Source organism: Limnohabitans sp. (assembly GCF_023910625.1).
GTDB lineage: Bacteria > Pseudomonadota > Gammaproteobacteria > Burkholderiales > Burkholderiaceae_C > Limnohabitans_A.
This window is the reverse complement of record NZ_JAAVVW010000003.1, coordinates 371,899-388,086: the sequence shown is the minus strand read 5'-3', so window position 1 is coordinate 388,086 and position 16,188 is coordinate 371,899. Positions and strand designations below refer to the sequence as shown.

Sequence of the window (16,188 nt, the reverse complement as noted above, 5' to 3'; positions counted from 1 at the left end):
TGTTTACTTTGACAAATTGGTGGCAAATCGTCAGCCCCTGCCATACTTGTGATCATGCGGTTGGATTTCCTATCCGTTCTTCTGAGGCCAGTTGGCGGTGGTGGGTGAAATCCTTGAACACCTGGATGACGGTGGACAGTGCAAGGATCAGCGCGGCTGCGGGCTGGTAGTGGTGGATCGCCAATTAAATCGTGGCGGCCAGGCGGGTGCCCTGGTTGATGGCGCGCTTGGCGTCCAGCTCGGCGGCCACATCAGCGCCGCCAATCAGGTGGACCGAGCAGCCCTCGGCTTGAAGCGCGCCATACAGCTCGCGCTGCGGCTCCTGCCCGGCGCACAGGATGATGTTGTCGACGGCGACAACCTGCTCCGTGTCACCCACACGAATGTGCAGGCCCGCATCGTCAATCTTCTGGTACTGCACGCCAGGCGTCATAACCACATGCTTGGCCTTCAGCGAGGTGCGGTGGATCCAGCCCGTGGTCTTGCCCAATTGGTCGCCCACTTTGCTTTCTTTGCGCTGCAGCAGGTGCACCTTGCGTGGCGAGATTTCGGCATGGGCTGGCTTGATGCCGCCAGCATGGGCATAGCCCGTATCGATGCCCCACTCGGCATAAAACTTGGGCGCATCCACACTGGGGCTGGTGCCCGAGTGGGTCAGGTACTCGGACACATCAAAACCAATGCCGCCCGCCCCAATGACAGCCACGTTCTTGCCCACGGCCTTGCCGTCGCGCAGCACGTCCAGATAACCCATGACCTTGGGGTGGTCCACGCCTTGGATGGCGGGCGTGCGCGGCGTCACGCCGGTGGCCAGCACCACCTCGTCAAAACCACCGGCCTTCAAGGCATCTGCCGTCACGCGGGTGTTCAAAGACACCTTGACACCGCGCAGTTTCAACTGCCGGTCAAAGTAGCGCAGCGTCTCGTAAAACTCTTCCTTGCCCGGTACCTTCTTGGCGATGTTGAACTGGCCACCAATCTCGGTGGCAGCGTCAAACAGCTCAACGCTGTGGCCACGCTCTGCTGCGGTAACGGCAAAGCTCAGGCCCGCAGGGCCAGCGCCCACCACTGCAATGCGCTTGGTCTGGGTTGCAGGTGTTATCACCAGCTCAGTCTCGTGGCAGGCACGCGGGTTGACCAGGCAAGACGTGATCTTGCCGCCAAAGGTATGGTCCAGACAGGCCTGGTTGCAGCCTATGCAGGTATTGATCTCGTCCGCTCGGCCCTCTGCGGCTTTGCGCACAAATTCCGGGTCGGCCAGGAAAGGCCGGGCCATGGATACCATGTCGCAGAACCCATCGGCCAGCAGTTGATCGGCCACCTCGGGCGTGTTGATTCGGTTGGTGGCCACCAGCGGTATGCCCACAAGGCCCTTGAGCCGCTGGGTCACCCAGGCAAAGGCGGCGCGCGGCACCTTGGTGGCGATGGTGGGAATGCGTGCCTCGTGCCAGCCAATGCCGGTGTTGATGATGGTGGCGCCCGCTGCTTCAATCGCTTTCGCCAGCTGGATAACTTCATCCAGCGTGGAGCCACCCTCCACCAGGTCCAGCGCCGACAGGCGGTAAATGATGATGAAGTTGGTCCCCACGCGCTCGCGCACGCGGCGCACGATCTCGACCGGAAAACGTATGCGGTTCTCGTAACTACCGCCCCATTCGTCGTCGCGGTGGTTGGTGCGGGCAGCGATGAATTCGTTGATCAGATAACCCTCAGAGCCCATGATCTCCACGCCGTCGTAACCGGCGTGTTGTGCCAGTGCGGCGCAGCGCACAAAGTCTTCCACGGTTTGCTCCACCTCGTCGGTGCTTAGCCCGTGCGGAGTGTACGGGTTGATGGGTGCTTGCAAAGCGCTGGGAGCCACCAGGTCTTTCTGGTACGAGTAGCGGCCAAAGTGCAGTATCTGCATTGCGACTTTGCCGCCTTCTTTGTGTACGGCATCTGTCACCACGCGGTGGTGTTCGGCTTCTGCCTCGGTGGTCAGCATGGCGCCGCCCTTCATGGGGCGGCCGCGTTCGTTGGGGGCAATGCCGCCGGTCACGATCAGGCCAACGCCACCGCGGGCGCGTTCTGCATAAAAGACAGCCATGCGCTCGAACCCGTTGGGCACCTCTTCCAGGCCCACGTGCATGGAGCCCATCAGGACACGGTTTTTCAGGGTGGTAAAGCCCAGATCGAGCGGCTTCAACATATGGGGATAAGCGGCCATGGCGGTCCTTTATGCAACTGGTTGCACAATTCTAAATAGAATCCCGCCAACCTTGCAACTGGTTGCATAAAATAGAGTTTTCGCCCAAAACGCACGCCCATGTCCCTGCCGCACGCCTTACTCACCGCCCTGATGGAGCAACCCAGCTCCGGGTCCGACTTGGCGGGTCGGTTTGACCGCTCAATTGGTTACTTTTGGCAGGCCACGCACCAGCAGATTTACCGGGAGCTGGGTCGCCTGAAAGTAGCGGGCTGGGTGGAATCCCTGGCGCCCGAGGCGGGTCGGGGTCGCAAAAAGGTCTACCAGGTCTTGCCCGCAGGCCGTGCCGAACTGGAGCGCTGGGTCGCCGAAGACCAAGACCCCAAACCCTTGCGCGACGAGTTCATGGTGCGCCTGCGGGCCGAGGCAGTGGTGGGTCCCACCGGCCTGGCAAACGACATACGCCGCCGACTGGAACTGCACCGGCAAAAGCTGGCTGTTTACCGCGCCATCGAAGAACGAGACTTTGCCCGTGAAGACCTCTTACGCAAGGCGCAGTTACAGCACCTGGTGTTGGGTGCGGGCATCTTGCAGGAAACCATGTGGATCGAGTTTTCTGAAAGGGCGCTGGCACTACTGGACCATTCAAACCAATAAATGCTATGGTTTTGGTGGCACCCTATTGAATACTCTCTTGGGCTAGCACCCGTTTTTGCCAAAAAACCCCATTCAAGACGGTAACTGCAGATAGTGCAGGGCCAGTGTCTCAAAAGCAGACACCTCCGGGCCCAGCCCGGTTTCCTGTTGCAGAATCGCGCCCACTTTGTGGACCGGCGTACTGGCCAAATGGGCATCCAAAAGCAGCAGGCGCGAGCGTCGGGCCAGCATGTCCTCAATACTGCCGGGTTTCTACATGGAGTGAGGACTCCACCAGGGGGAGATACCTGGCCTCATGCGGTTGAAATTCCTGTCCGTTACTGCGGTTGCAAACCAATGTCTTTGGCGACTTTTTGCCAGCGCTCGGTCTCAGAGCGCATGAAGGACCGCAGTTCATCTCGCGTCGAACCCTTGAGTTCCACCCCCAATGTGGAGAGACGCTCTCGTACAGCTGGATGGGATAGCGCGGCAGTGGCTTCAGTGCGAAGTCGCTCAATGACCTCGATTGGCGTTGTGGCTGGCGCAACCAAGGCCCACCATTGGTTGATTTCCATGCCTTTGATACCAGCTTCAGCCAAGGTGGGCGTGTCCTTCAAGGCCGGCAAAGTCAATCGCTGGCTGCTGGTTACTGCCAACGGACGGATTTTGTTCGCCGACAACAGGCTGGCGCCGCTGGCCAGCGTGGCAATGTGCCCCGAAACGATGCCAGCCGCCACGTCGGTCAAGGCCGGCGCCGAGCCTCGGTAAGGCACCAGATTAAATTTGATCTTGCTTTGAATGGACAACATTTCGGCTGCAAGGTGGCTGACCGAACCCGACCCACTGTGTGCGATGGCAGGAGGCGCACTCTTGCTTGAAGAGGTTTTCATATACGTTTTGAAGTCCTTGCTGTCAGCGTCCATTCCTGCAAAGAGAATCAAAGGAGAAGTGCCGATCATCGTGACAGGCGAAAAGTCGCGCAGCAAGTCATAGGGCACCTTGGCTACAACTGCTGGGGCAATGGCGTGCGGCAGTTCAATGACCGTGATGGTATAGCCATCTGGCGCTGATTTGGCAGCCGCATCGGTGCCGATCTGGCCTGCAGCACCCGGGCGATTGTCTACCAAAACAGGCACTCCCAGAGTTTCACTCATGCGCTGAGCCATGGCGCGGGCGATGGCATCCGTGCTTCCGCCTGGTGCCCATGGCACGATCAGCTTGATCGGTTTGTCGGGGTAAGCGGCTTGGGATGGGGTGGGTACCCAAACCAGAGTCAGCGCGACGGCGAAGGCCGATGCGAGCGTAGAAAATCGAGACATAAACACACTCCTTTTTTCAAGAACTTGACCATGTGGGATCGCGCGATGCATTGGCGGTGAGCATGACCACCACATGGTCCTGCGCCGCAATTTGCTCTGATTGCCGCAAAGGCAAGACGGCACCCAGTGCAGCGGCGGCACACAATTCAGCATACGACCCGAGCAGGTGACGAGCTGCATAAGCCGCGCTATCGTTCACCACAACGGCTCCGCCTTGTGTGCCCCGGGTGGCCTGCCACTGAAGATAGGTGAGCGTGGCGCCGGCTACTGAGAATTGATCGGTCTGGCCCGGATAGCTCAGGCCAAGGTCCTGCTCGGTTTGTGCCTGGCTGAGTCTTGCAAAAGGCTCGACGACCCATATGCGCGGGAGACGGTCAATTTGCCGAGCCTGCAAAAAAAGCTCCAGGAAGCCAGCGTAAATACCCCAGGCCAAGTCGCCGCGCGCAGTGGGGACCACCACATGGTCGGGCAGGCCGCCTTGTTCCAAACACTCTTGAGCAATGGGCTTGTAGCCTTCAACCGCCAGGGGCGCGCTGCCCAAGGCGTGCAAGTGAAAGTTGGTCAGTGCCAGATAGCCGGGTTTATTGGCTTGCTCGGCGACAAAATTCCAGCGCCCCGAGTTGTCATCAAAGCTGTGCCGATGCGCTCCAAACGCGTCTAGTGCCTGAGCGTATACCTGCGGCATGTCATTGTAGGTGGCCACTTCACATCGAAGACCCGCCGCCTGCGCGTAACAGGCCGCTGAAATAGCGGCATTCCCCGAGGATGCCAGCACCAGTGTGTGAACGCCAAAGCACAGCCGCTCAGCAGTTGCTGCAACTCAGTGGCGTGGGCGAGACCACTACCTGACCTGCTTGCAGTATCAAAGCAGCTTAAGTCCGGAGTTTCGCCGCATGCTCAGCAAGGTATGCGACTCTTGGCGGCAACATAGCTTGCTGGCGCGAACAGGCGAACCAGCCATGCAAGTTGATCCCAGCAACGAAAAGGCGCGACATTGGCATGCCGCACCCAACACAGTTCAATGATCTATTTTTTAGCCAAAGGCGGGAAAGATTCCGTGGACTTGAAAACCGGATGACCGTTAAAGAAGGGCATTTTCTCTGCCTCATGACAAGCCATGCAGACAGTTCGCGCCGTTTGAAACGCTTCTCTCGCTTTCACAGGGTCTTTGGTTTTCAGGCCATCGTCCACCACTTGCCACGTTGCATCTAATAGAAACGCTTCCATGTTGGCAGTGCGATTGGGGCGCTTCATGAGTGCGCTGGTGGCGCGTTGCTTGATTTTGTCCCAGTTAAAGCGAGCGTAATCATAATTTTCGATCACCAGCGCGTCATACATATTTTGATAGCGGAAAGTGATTTCCCACATGGCCATTTCGGTGCCAGCGAGCAAGATTTCTAAGCGGCGAAAGCGCTCTGTGTCCGTATCCGCATCGCGTAACCATTGTTGCGAGGGTGGCTTGCCTTTTTGGCCATCCGCCAAACCCGGAATGCCCTTGGGAAACCGCACTGAATTCACAGTCTGCACCACCGAATTCGGGTTGGCGGCCGACGAATTGGGCATCGGAGCGTTTTGTGCGCTGAGGTTCTGAGTAAAGGCAAGCCCAAGCACAGCCAAGCAAGCAGATAAATTTATCTTCATAAAAAACTCCACATTTTTAAAAGAAACCAAAATTTATTAGTCGTACATCGAGAGAATTTCATTTCTGAACAAAAATTCAGAAATTCAGCGCTCGCCGGCGATTGAGTGCAAGCCCATAATGGAGCGATGAATTGCCCGATCTTGCTCGTTGAAGACGAACCGCTGATTGCCAGCAGCTTGGTCAGCGCCATGCAAGCCGACGGCTACAGCGTGACGTATGCGGCGAATTGCGCGAGTGCGTTGCGTCAGCTAGTTCACACCCAGCCACAGTTGCTCGTCTTGGACTGGATGCTTCCCGATGGTGATGGTTTGCAGGTGCTGGAGCGGGCACGCTCCAAAGACGCGGATGTGCGAGCAATCATCTTGACTGCTCGCTCTGACATCTCGGAACGCGTACACGCGCTGCGCTGCGGAGCCGATGATTATTTGGTCAAGCCGTTTGCGTACGCCGAGTTGAGCGCGCGCATCGCTGCTTTATTACGCCGAGGTGCTGTGGCATCCGACAATTTGAGCTATGCGAGCCTGCGTTTGCACTTGGTCGCACGGCATGCTTATCTCAGTGATCAGATGATGGATTTAACGCAACGCGAGTTTGATCTTCTGGCCTACCTCGTGCGCCACGCGCAGCGCAGCGTTTCACGCAGCATGCTCGCACGCGATGTTTGGAAGCAAACCCAACGCGCCACTGCGCTGGACAACGTGATAGATGTGCATATCGCCCGGCTACGTCGTAAGCTCGAATCGATTCACCCCAACCGCTTGATCCATACGCAGCGCGGTATTGGCTTTTGTTTGAGCGTGGACGAGCCTCTATGACTTCACCCCACTTGGATGCCCCACACAAGCAGCCTGTGCATTGGTGGGCCAAGCAATCACTGCATCAGCAACTGTCCTGGATTCATGGCTTTCTGATTTTTTTGCTGTTGATGATTTTCTCCCTCGTGCTTTATCTCACAGCACGAAATTTGCTGTATTCCGACCTTGACCATGAACTGCACCGGGATGCAGAGGCAGCGCAGCAGGCTTTGAGCTTGACGGGGCGAGGCTGGCAAGAACGTCTGGTGAGTCATCCGCACGGCGATCCGTTCGATACTGATCCGTTTTTTGAAGTGTGGAGCCCAGAGGGTGTTTTGGAATTCACGAGTAAGACGCAAACCGCTCTCGCCCGCAAAGTGCAGAGTTTGCGGCTTGGTAGGCCGGGCACGCAGCGGGAGTACTTCAGCATGCAAGCGCTTGACCCGCCCAGCGCATCGGCTTTGCGCATTGGCGTGGAGCCGATGCGAGTGGCGCAGCGTGATATGGTGCTGCGCGTGTACCGCTCAGAGCGCACTTTGAAGTTGCAATTGAGTCGTTTGGCCCAGGGCTTGGTTGTGGCTTTGGTGGTGATTGCGACTCTTACGGCCTGGTTGTCTTGGTTTTTTACGCGGCGCGCACTGATGCCGCTGCGAGCCTTGGTGCAGTCTTTGGAGCAAACCCAATCGCCCGCGCATTGGCTGGCCTTCGACATGCGTCAGCGCCCCAGCAGCAGCGAGGTACAAGCCTTGCTTCGCAGCATTGAGGGCTTGGGCGAACGCCTCAAAGAATCCTATTCTCAGCTCGATGGCTTTGCAGCGCAATGTGCACATGAGTTGCGCACGCCACTTTCCGTCCTGCAAACGCGCTGCGAATGGCTGCTCCGCTCAGGTCAGCCGCCCAAGCACGATGAACTGGGCGCTTTACTGGAGCAAATTGATCGCATGGCTTTGCTGGTGGACAGGCTCCTTAGCCTTGCCCACACCCCCGCTCAAATTGCCGCTGAGCGAATGAGCCGCGTGGATCTGGCGCAGCTTGCTGAGCGCGTGGTGGCCAACATGTGCCCAGTGATGGAAGAGCGCGATCAGACATTAACGCTGATAAGTGTTCCCGCTTGGACTCACACCGACGAGATATTGGTCGAGCAAATGTTGATGGATTTGCTCCACAACACAAGCCTTTATGCACCCGCTAGCTCTGTGGTGACATTAAGAGTGGCTGCTAATAAGGGAAATTCAGAGCTGGCCAGCACTGGTGAGCTGCTTTCAAATTCATCTACAAGCATTTCCATCAGTGACGCAGGATCAGGCCCTGACCGCATGTGGCTTGAACGGGCGGGAGTTAAGTGGCAAGGCCAAGCGCCAGTCAACCTACTGGCAGAGTCTCAAGTGGCACACGGCACTGGGCTGGGTCTACGCTTCGTTGCCCGTTCGATGCAACTGCTGGGTGGCAGTATTCACGCTGAATACCTGAATAACGAGAAGGTAAATCAAGGCTTTTCTATCATTTTGAAATGGAGTGTCGAGGTTGAGCCTGATTGAGACGAGGCGGCCCAAGTGGCACCGCACTTCGATGCCGATCAGCGCGTCAGTTGGTAAGAGGAAGGCAACAGCGGTTTTGCCAACGCTGCGGGGCAGGGCTGCGTCTGTCACTGCCAAAAAATGCGCATACCGAAAAATCTCGAGCGACTGGCCCTTTACAAGCGTTCAGGCAGCCCCAGCCTGAAGGCCTGTGATGCCCAAAACCTGAGCCATAGTCGTCCTCATGCGGTTGGATTTCCTATCCGTCCATAAAAAACTACCTCAATTGGTGGCCCCGCTCCCCCAAACCGCTGACCTGTAGCAGGCGCAAAAAAAGACTGATGCCCTTTTTCACGATCATGTGCAGCAGCCACCGAGTGTTGTAACCGTCTGCGCACAGCACCGCGTGCAAACTGTCGCCCGTGACCACTTCAGGTGGCACCGGTTCATTCGGTGATCTGCCTTCAAGTGGCCGATGATCGGCTCGATGGCTTGTCGGCGCTTGAGATCTTTTTTGTCTTCATCCGTCAGACTCTTGAATTTGCCACGGTGCTTGATGTCGATGTCGGGGTTGGCCTTGTCCACCCCCCGGTAGCCCAGGTCAACGATGGCCTTGTGCGGTTTGGTGTCCATGGCTTGCATGAGGACGCTGGCTTGTTCCGCTTGCTCACTGAGCGTGTGCCCCTCGACAAGGGAATGGAGGCCTTTTTCAATAGGGAACAAAGACCGGCATCCAGGTGGTGTATGCGGCTAGGCTGGCGAGGCAATTGGCGCAGTTGAACCGGGCTCAGGCGCCACGGGACATGAATTTGCCAGGCTGGCGGCTTCATCCGCTGTCTGGAGGGCTTGCTGGGCGCTGGGCGGTAATGGTCAGCGGCAATTGGCGCTTGACGTTCCGGATTGAGGATGGCGATGCGATCCTGGTCGATTACCAGGATTACCACTGAGGTACACGAGATGAGCAGGATGCACAACCTACCCTACCCCACCCCACCCCACCCCACCCAAGGTTAACGCTGCGAGATGATATTTTGCCCGCCGTGGGAATGAAATGCGGTTCTTGTTCATCGGCTCGCGATTTATGCTCCACGCTTCCTTCCCGCGCTCGCTCACCCTCACGCAGTTGCGCTTCACTTTGCTCAATATGACCAGCTCGCAGCAGGACTTGCACCCGCAGGTGTGCGCCCATGCTGGGCGCACCATGAAAAAAACCCGCCAAGGCGGGTTTTTCATTCGCGGCCTTGACCAACAGGTCAGGGCTTCAAGAGACAGATCACAAGCCAACGGCCGCAATACCCGCTTTGGCGATTTGTGCGTCTTCGGTCGACTTGACGCCGCTGACACCCACTGCGCCCAAGCAAAAGCCGTCCTTCATGATTGGCACGCCGCCTTCGAGCATGCCCTGAATGCTCGGGGCCGACAGGAAGGACATGCGGCCACCGTTGATGACGTCTTCGTAGACTTTGGATTCACGGCGACCCAGGGCGGCCGTGTGGGCTTTGGCGGGTGCGATATGGGATGAAATCGGGGGCGCGCCGTCCAGACGGGCGAAATGCAGCAAATGGCCGCCGCCATCGACGATGGCGATGCTCACTGCCCAGTTGTTTTTCAGGGCTTCGGCTTCGGCCGCAGCGGCGATGGCTTTCACATCGGACAGTTCCAAAGTGGCTTGTGTTTTCATGTTGATTTACAGGACTTGGGTTAAAAACATCAAGCATACACGGGCGCTGACCCGTCTATTGCACACCCCAAGGCAAAACTGAATCACCCGGATAACCCCATGGCCTGACGGAAATCCCGAAAACCATCGACCTTGCAGAGCGGGGCCTTTAAAATGACGTTCAGCCTTGATCCAAGGCGTGTTAAGGAGATACACCATGAGCGACTTACGCACCCTCAATTCTGCCGACTGGGGCCACGTGGACCTGGCGGCCCGCAACCGCGTTCTGCGCAACACCTATTGGTTGCTCGCCCTGAGCATGCTGCCCACCGTGCTGGGCGCATGGGTCGGCGTGAGCACAGGCATCACCCAATCCCTGACAGGCTTTATGGGCCTGATCGTTTTCCTGGGTGGCGCATTCGGTTTCATGTACGCCATCGAGAAAACCAAAAACTCGGCTGCTGGCGTGCCTGTTTTGTTGGCCTTCACCTTCTTCATGGGCTTGATGCTCTCGCGCATGATCGCCATGGTGCTGGGCTTCAAGAACGGCTCAGAATTGGTGATGACCGCTTTTGCGGGCACCGCCGGCGTGTTCTTTGTCATGGCCAGCCTGGCCAGCGTCATCAAGCGTGATCTGTCGGGCATGGGCAAATGGCTGTTCGTTGGGGCCATGGTCCTGATGGTGGGCGGCATCATCAACGTGTTTGTGGGCTCCACAGCCGGCATGATGGTGATTTCAACCTTGGCCATCGGCATCTTCAGCGCCTTCTTGCTGTATGACATCAAGCGCATCCTGGACGGTGGCGAGACCAACTACATCAGCGCCACCTTGGCCCTGTACCTGAGCGTGTTCAACATCTTCCAAAGCCTGTTGGCCTTGCTGGGCATCATGGGCGGCGAACGCGACTGATCTGCGTTGCACACACCTCAAAAAGGCTCCCTCGGGAGCCTTTTTTGTGCGTGCGGGGCCAATGGCCCGCTTCCAATTGAGTATCTTCAGGCCAACTCGAACACCGCCATGCTCTCCACATGCGCCGTGTGCGCAAACATGTTGATGACCCCTGCGGCCACACAGCGGTAACCCGCACGGTGAACCAAAATGCCGGCATCCCGGGCCAGCGTGGCGGGGTTGCAGCTCACATAGACAATGCGCTGCGGGGGTTTCCATCCTTGACGCAAATCCTGGTTTTCGTGCAGTTCGGCCAGTGCCTTGCTCAGGGCAAATGCACCCTCGCGGGGTGGGTCCACCAGCCATTTGTCGGCGGTGCCATCGGCCACCAGCATCTCGGGCGTCATCTCGAACAAATTGCGCGCCACAAATTGCGTGGGGGCCAAGGTCTGGCCCTCGGGCCGAGCGGCCTGGTTGCGTGCGTAGTTGTCGCGTGAACGCGCGACCAGTGTCTCTGCCCCTTCGATGCCCAGCACCTCGGCCGCTTGCGTTGCGATGGGCAAGGTGAAGTTGCCCAAACCGCAAAACCAGTCGATCACCCGCTCGGTCTTTTGCGCTTGCAACAAGCGCAGCGCACGGGCCACCAGCACGCGGTTGATGAAGGGGTTGACCTGGGTGAAGTCGGTGGGCCTGAAGGGCATGGTGATGCCAAAGTCGGGCAGGCCATAACTCAGCTGAGCCCCGCCTTCGTCCAGCAAATGCACTGTGTCGGGCCCCTTGGGTTGCAGCCACCACTGCACCTGGTGCTCGGCCGCAAAGGCGCGCAGCAAGGCTTTATCGCCTTCGCTCAGGGGTTCCATGTGCCGCAGCACCAAGGCCGTGACTTCGTCGCCACAGGCCAGCTCCAGCTGGGGCAAAGTCTCACGGGCGTCCATCTGGCCAATCAGCGCACGCAAAGGCAGCAGCATGCGACTGACATGGGGCGGCAAGACCGGACAAACTTTCATGTCGGCGACGTAACGGCTTTTGCGCTCGTGAAAACCAATGAGCACTTGTCCCTTTTTGATCACATAGCGCACCGACAGCCGGGCGCGGTAGCGGTAACCCCAGGTCGGCCCCTCGATGGGGCGCAGCATGGTTTCGGCTTTGACTTTGCACAAGTGCCAGAGGTTGTCCTCCAGCACCCTTTGCTTGATGGCCACTTGGGCGGAAGCCTCCAGGTGCTGCATCTTGCACCCGCCGCAGGCGCCGGCATGCAGGCCAAAATTTGGGCAGCCTGGCCGCACGCGTTGCGACGACTCGTGGTGAATTTGGGTGACAGTGCCCTGCTCCCAGTTGTTCTTTTTGCGGTGCACGTTGACCGACACCAGCTCGAAAGGCAAAGCGCCTTCGATGAACACAACTTTGCCGTCAGGTCGGCGGGCGATGCCTTGTGCATCCATGTCCAAAGACCCCACAAGCAAAAAGCCTGCGGGCAGGTTTTCACTGAAGTGACTGATCTCCTCGGCGTGGGCTTGGGCTAGGGATAGGGAAATGTCTGGTTCGCTCATCCCCCGATTGTCTCAGGATGAACGACAGAAAAATCGTGGGGCTCAGTCGCAGACAAATGGATTTTTATAAACCCACCCAAAACCAGTTCTGCTGTGACGGATCAAGTTCAACGGACTGGCAAAAACTTGGCTGGATCAACCGGCTTACCTTGACGACGAATCTCAAAGTGCAACTTGACCCGCTCGGCATCGGTTTTCCCCATCTCGGCTATCTTTTGCCCTCTTCGCACTTGCTGGTCTTCCTTGACCAGCAAGCTCTGATTGTGGGCATATGCGGTCAAAAACGTGTTGTTGTGTTTGAGAATGATCAAGTTTCCATAACCGCGCAAACCTGCACCCGCATAGACAACTTGGCCATCTGCGGCCGCCAGGACAGGATCACCAGCTTGCCCGGCAATGTCCAGCCCTTTGTTTTTGACTTCGTCAAATGCACCAATCACAGCTCCGGTAGCTGGCCAGGCAAAAGCCAGACCTGGATCATTAACGGCGGGAACAGAAGGCGTCGCTGCAGGGGGTGATGTAGGGCTTGCTGCAGATGTGACTTTGGGCTCTGAGGCAGCGCTGGGGCTGATCGGCTGCACCACCACGCCGCTGGTCTGAAGCGTTGCACCTGGGGGCGACACTCGCAAAACCTGCCCCACTTCGATCAAGTGGGCATTGGATAAATTGTTCCAAGAGGCCAAATCACGCCAGGACTGCCCATGGTCAAGCGCGATGCGCGTCAGGGTATCGCCACGCTGCACAGTATAAAAACCGGGCTTTCCCGCATTCTCGGAACCCGGCATCACCCTGGATGATGGGCTGGCCGCAGACAGGTCAGGGGCAGGGGCTGTGACGGGAGTTCGACCCATCACACTGCGCGTTTCAACCGGCGCAGGAGAACGGGGTGGGGAATTGCAGCCCGCCAATAGGACCAGAGCAATACCAACCAAGCCAAAACGGGAAACATGACAAGCCATCATCCGGGTTCTATCCTTTAAGCAATCCCAGATTTTAGAGGTACAAAATGAACTGGCTCCAGAACCTGCCGATCAAACCCTTGGCCGGTTTTGTGAATCACCACCAAGGCTTGATGTCCAGCCGATGTGACCGTGGGCGCGACCAAGCGCCCCCCCTCAGCCAATTGATCCAGCCAAGCCTCAGGAACCTCGGCGCCACCGGCCGCTGAAATGATGCCGGCATAGGGTGCCCCTTTGACAAAACCCAGCATGCCATCCCCAAAAATCAGATGGACGTTGGGCAAGCGAAATGGCAACAGATTTTTTTTGGCCTTCTCATGCAGAGCACGCAAGCGCTCAATGCTGTACACCTCGGTCGCGACATGGCTGAGCACCGCTGCCTGGTAACCGCTGCCCGTCCCAATTTCGAGAATTCGACCCAACTTGCCCTGAACGCCTTGACGCAGCAACTCGATGATCCGCGCCACCACATTCGGTTTGGAAATGGTTTGCGCAAAACCAATCGGCAAACTCGTGTCTTCATAAGCTTGTCCAACCAAGGCGGATTCGACAAAACAATGCCGTTGAACCAGCCCCATCGCCTTCAGCACCAGCTCATCCTGAACCCCTTGAGCAGCCAGTTTGGCCACCATTTTTGCTCTGACAGCGCTCGAATCCAGACCCAGTCCAATTGGGCCAGGCAAGCCCAGCGTCTGATGAGCCTTGAGCTCGTCCGCTCGCGATGCTGGCTGAGGTTTTACCGCATGAACCGGGCGACCCGCGGCCACCTCTGTCACGCTCAATCTGACTGGAAAACTTGGCCTTGACTTCATGGCACGTCCTGGTGCCAAAGGCGGGCACAGGTCTGACCCCAAGCCTCCAGGTGATCATGTTCGGTCAAATCAACTTTCAAGGGTGTCACCACCACATGACTCAGATCAGCCGCATGGAAATCGGTGCCCGAACTGTCATCCATGGCGGCCCCCGCTTTGCCAATCCAGTACATGGTTTGGCCTCTTGGATCGATCTGGGTGATCACAGGCTCGGCGGCATGACGACGCCCCAATCGACAAACCTTGGGGTGCTTGATCTGCTCCAAGGGCAAGTTGGGAATGTTCACATTCAACAACCAAGGGCTCACGCCCACCAGTTGTTGGGTGATCATTTGCTGAACCATCTGTTTGACGGTCTGGGCCGCAGCATCCAGATGCGCCCAACCCTTGTCAATTTGTGAAACTGCAATGGCCGGAATCCCAAATAAATAGCCTTCCATTGCAGCCCCTACGGTGCCCGAATACAAAGTGTCATCTCCCATATTGGCGCCGTTGTTGATGCCCGAAATCACCAAATCGGGTCGGTAACCCAACAAGCCTGTCAAGGCAATGTGGACGCAATCTGCCGGGGTGCCATTGACATAGCGAAAACCATTGTCGGCCCGATTCACATACAACGGCGTGTGCAGAGTCAAAGCGTTGGATTTGGCACTGTTGTTGTGTTCTGGCGCCACCACCTCAACCTCGGCTATGGCCTGCAGCGCGTCATACAAGGCAACGATCCCTTCGGCACGAAAGCCATCGTCATTACAAATCAGTATTTTCATAGCTTTTTTTATCATTGACGAATTGTAAAGCGCTGCCCAGCGTAACGCGCAACCGGGATCACACAACACATCCAACCAGCACTTGGTCGCTAGCGAGACATGGTGAGTGAAGGAGCTCTGTCTAAGATGAACCATCCACTAGATTGCATTTACTTGGAGAAACAGCATGCAAGCTTGGCTTTGCGAGAACCCCACGGGCGTCGAAGCCCTCTCATGGCGAGAAGTCTCCACACCCAAACCAGGTCCCGGCGAGGTTCTGATCGAGATTCAAGCGGCCAGTTTGAATTTTCCAGATCTGTTGATCGTGCAAAACAAATACCAGATGAAACCTCCATTGCCCTTTGTTCCAGGCTCAGAGTATGCAGGCACGGTTCAATGCGTTGGGGATGGCGTGACACACTTGAAAATCGGGCAAAAAGTCGCCTGCCTCTCGGGAACAGGTGGTTTTGGCACCCACACCTTGGCACCAGCTAAATTGTGCCTGCCATTGCCTGAACATTTCCCGGCCACTGATGCAGCGGCCTTCATCATGACTTACGCCACTTCATATCACGCACTGCTTGACCGGGCCGCCTTGAAAGCGGGAGAAACAGTCTTGGTTTTGGGCGCTGCTGGCGGGGTGGGTACAGCAGCCATACAAATTGCCAAAGCCACGGGTGCCAAAGTGATTGCAGCAACCTCCACAGACGAGAAATGTGCGCTGTGCAAATCATTAGGGGCCGATGAGGTCATCAATTACAGCAAGTTGAATTTGCGAGAAACACTGAAAACACAGACTGCAGGCCAAGGGCCAGATGTGATCTACGACCCCGTTGGCGGCGACATCGCTGAACCTGCATTTCGCTCCATCGCTTGGCGCGGTCGTTATTTGGTCGTCGGTTTTGCAGGTGGGCCGATCCCTTGCCTGCCCTTAAACCTGCCATTGCTCAAAGGTGCATCCTTGGTTGGTGTGTTTTGGGGGGAGTTTGCCAAACGTGAACCTCAAGCCAACACAAGCATGATGGAGACGCTGGCCAAGTGGTATGCCTTAGGAAAGATCAAACCCGTGATCGACAGGACCCTGCCGATGAGCGAACTCAAAACAGCCTACGCCTTGATGGGTACACGCAGCGTCAAGGGCAAATTGGTCATGGTGAACTGATCCGCCTGCAGTCTTTACATACCCGCTGGATAGATCACTGACCAGGGCAAAAAAAGGAAGCGTATGCTTCTTTTTTGTCGAAAAGTCGTTGGCACTGCTTTTCGGATTTGGAGCGGGAAACGAGGCTCGAACTCGCGACCTCAACCTTGGCAAGGTTGCGCTCTACCAACTGAGCTATTCCCGCAAACTGGTTGAAATTATACATTGAAAAGCAAGCTGAAAGCCTTGGAACAGGCTTCAAATCACTTGTCAAAAAAACAACCCCCAATCAAAAAAATGGGTTTTGTTGAAGACATTTGGGGTGGCTGATGGGGCTC

Annotated in this window: 19 protein-coding genes and 1 tRNA gene; 6 read left to right on the top strand and 14 right to left on the bottom strand. The window is 57.0% G+C overall.

Annotation, left to right across the window (positions count from 1 at the left end):
* Window positions 1–52: 52 nt before the first annotated feature.
* On the bottom strand, window positions 53–184 hold the full coding sequence (locus HEQ17_RS04930) for a hypothetical protein (protein WP_296291693.1): 132 nt from the start codon (window positions 182–184) through the stop codon (window positions 53–55).
* Window positions 185–2,206 carry an NADPH-dependent 2,4-dienoyl-CoA reductase gene (locus HEQ17_RS04925; RefSeq protein ID WP_296291691.1) on the bottom strand — a complete coding sequence of 674 codons (2,022 nt, stop codon included), beginning with the start codon at window positions 2,204–2,206 and terminating at the stop codon, window positions 185–187.
* Window positions 2,207–2,305: 99 nt separating this feature from the next.
* Here HEQ17_RS04925 and HEQ17_RS04920 point away from each other — a divergent pair, with 99 nt between their 5' ends.
* Window positions 2,306–2,842 carry a PadR family transcriptional regulator gene (locus HEQ17_RS04920; RefSeq protein WP_296291689.1) on the top strand — a complete coding sequence of 179 codons (537 nt, stop codon included), beginning with the start codon at window positions 2,306–2,308 and terminating at the stop codon, window positions 2,840–2,842.
* A 72-nt stretch (window positions 2,843–2,914) separates the two neighbouring features.
* Here the strand turns inward: HEQ17_RS04920 and HEQ17_RS04915 are convergent, their stop codons facing one another.
* The 4 genes from HEQ17_RS04915 to HEQ17_RS04900 all read right to left on the bottom strand — a co-directional run bounded on the left by HEQ17_RS04915 (window position 2,915) and on the right by HEQ17_RS04900 (window position 5,781).
* Window positions 2,915–3,073: a hypothetical protein gene (locus HEQ17_RS04915; protein ID WP_296291687.1), complete on the bottom strand. Its 159-nt coding sequence runs from the start codon at window positions 3,071–3,073 to the stop codon at window positions 2,915–2,917.
* 86 nt (window positions 3,074–3,159) lie between these two features.
* Complete coding sequence (locus tag HEQ17_RS04910; protein WP_296291685.1) at window positions 3,160–4,140, bottom strand: tripartite tricarboxylate transporter substrate-binding protein; 981 nt, start codon at window positions 4,138–4,140, stop codon at window positions 3,160–3,162.
* A gap of 16 nt (window positions 4,141–4,156) precedes the next feature.
* Window positions 4,157–4,918, bottom strand: coding sequence for a pyridoxal-phosphate dependent enzyme (locus HEQ17_RS04905; protein ID WP_296293677.1), 762 nt, complete (start codon window positions 4,916–4,918; stop codon window positions 4,157–4,159).
* A 248-nt stretch (window positions 4,919–5,166) separates the two neighbouring features.
* Window positions 5,167–5,781 (bottom strand): hypothetical protein, encoded by a 615-nt coding sequence (locus HEQ17_RS04900; protein WP_296291683.1) that lies wholly within the window; start codon window positions 5,779–5,781, stop codon window positions 5,167–5,169.
* Window positions 5,782–5,907: 126 nt separating this feature from the next.
* Between HEQ17_RS04900 and HEQ17_RS04895 the strand changes: the two genes are divergently transcribed.
* Window positions 5,908–6,597 carry a response regulator transcription factor gene (locus HEQ17_RS04895; protein WP_296291681.1) on the top strand — a complete coding sequence of 230 codons (690 nt, stop codon included), beginning with the start codon at window positions 5,908–5,910 and terminating at the stop codon, window positions 6,595–6,597.
* A 56-nt stretch (window positions 6,598–6,653) separates the two neighbouring features.
* Here HEQ17_RS04895 and HEQ17_RS04890 read toward each other — a convergent pair whose 3' ends face one another.
* Window positions 6,654–7,010, bottom strand: a complete 357-nt coding sequence (locus tag HEQ17_RS04890) for a hypothetical protein (RefSeq protein ID WP_296291678.1) — start codon at window positions 7,008–7,010, stop codon at window positions 6,654–6,656.
* Between HEQ17_RS04890 and HEQ17_RS04885 the strand changes: the two genes are divergently transcribed.
* Window positions 7,005–8,114 (top strand): histidine kinase dimerization/phospho-acceptor domain-containing protein, encoded by a 1,110-nt coding sequence (locus HEQ17_RS04885; protein ID WP_296291675.1) that lies wholly within the window; start codon window positions 7,005–7,007, stop codon window positions 8,112–8,114. The genes HEQ17_RS04890 and HEQ17_RS04885 overlap by 6 nt on opposite strands.
* Window positions 8,115–8,450: 336 nt before the next feature.
* Here HEQ17_RS04885 and HEQ17_RS04880 read toward each other — a convergent pair whose 3' ends face one another.
* Window positions 8,451–8,816: a hypothetical protein gene (locus tag HEQ17_RS04880; protein ID WP_296291673.1), complete on the bottom strand. Its 366-nt coding sequence runs from the start codon at window positions 8,814–8,816 to the stop codon at window positions 8,451–8,453.
* Window positions 8,817–8,830: 14 nt separating this feature from the next.
* On the opposite strand from HEQ17_RS04880, the gene HEQ17_RS04875 reads away from it, so the two are divergent.
* Window positions 8,831–9,040, top strand: a complete 210-nt coding sequence (locus HEQ17_RS04875) for a type II toxin-antitoxin system RelE/ParE family toxin (RefSeq protein WP_366938030.1) — start codon at window positions 8,831–8,833, stop codon at window positions 9,038–9,040.
* Window positions 9,041–9,366: 326 nt separating this feature from the next.
* Here the strand turns inward: HEQ17_RS04875 and HEQ17_RS04870 are convergent, their stop codons facing one another.
* Complete coding sequence (locus HEQ17_RS04870; RefSeq protein WP_296291671.1) at window positions 9,367–9,774, bottom strand: heme-binding protein; 408 nt, start codon at window positions 9,772–9,774, stop codon at window positions 9,367–9,369.
* Window positions 9,775–9,970: 196 nt separating this feature from the next.
* On the opposite strand from HEQ17_RS04870, the gene HEQ17_RS04865 reads away from it, so the two are divergent.
* Complete coding sequence (locus HEQ17_RS04865) at window positions 9,971–10,663, top strand: Bax inhibitor-1/YccA family protein (RefSeq protein WP_296291670.1); 693 nt, start codon at window positions 9,971–9,973, stop codon at window positions 10,661–10,663.
* 86 nt (window positions 10,664–10,749) lie between these two features.
* Here the strand turns inward: HEQ17_RS04865 and rlmD are convergent, their stop codons facing one another.
* The 4 genes from rlmD to surE all read right to left on the bottom strand — a co-directional run bounded on the left by rlmD (window position 10,750) and on the right by surE (window position 14,730).
* Window positions 10,750–12,192 carry a 23S rRNA (uracil(1939)-C(5))-methyltransferase RlmD gene (gene rlmD, locus HEQ17_RS04860; RefSeq protein WP_296291669.1) on the bottom strand — a complete coding sequence of 481 codons (1,443 nt, stop codon included), beginning with the start codon at window positions 12,190–12,192 and terminating at the stop codon, window positions 10,750–10,752.
* A 107-nt stretch (window positions 12,193–12,299) separates the two neighbouring features.
* Complete coding sequence (locus tag HEQ17_RS04855; RefSeq protein ID WP_296291667.1) at window positions 12,300–13,154, bottom strand: peptidoglycan DD-metalloendopeptidase family protein; 855 nt, start codon at window positions 13,152–13,154, stop codon at window positions 12,300–12,302.
* Window positions 13,155–13,168: 14 nt separating this feature from the next.
* Complete coding sequence (locus HEQ17_RS04850; protein WP_296291665.1) at window positions 13,169–13,963, bottom strand: protein-L-isoaspartate(D-aspartate) O-methyltransferase; 795 nt, start codon at window positions 13,961–13,963, stop codon at window positions 13,169–13,171.
* A complete protein-coding gene (gene surE / locus HEQ17_RS04845) occupies window positions 13,960–14,730 on the bottom strand; it encodes a 5'/3'-nucleotidase SurE (RefSeq protein WP_296291663.1) in 771 nt (256 codons plus the stop codon). Before surE ends, HEQ17_RS04850 begins: the two co-directional genes overlap by 4 nt.
* Before the next feature lie 166 nt (window positions 14,731–14,896).
* On the opposite strand from surE, the gene HEQ17_RS04840 reads away from it, so the two are divergent.
* Window positions 14,897–15,871 (top strand): NADPH:quinone oxidoreductase family protein, encoded by a 975-nt coding sequence (locus HEQ17_RS04840; RefSeq protein ID WP_296291662.1) that lies wholly within the window; start codon window positions 14,897–14,899, stop codon window positions 15,869–15,871.
* A 108-nt stretch (window positions 15,872–15,979) separates the two neighbouring features.
* Here HEQ17_RS04840 and HEQ17_RS04835 read toward each other — a convergent pair.
* Window positions 15,980–16,055: transfer RNA gene (locus HEQ17_RS04835), tRNA-Gly, on the bottom strand.
* Window positions 16,056–16,188: the final 133 nt, after the last annotated feature.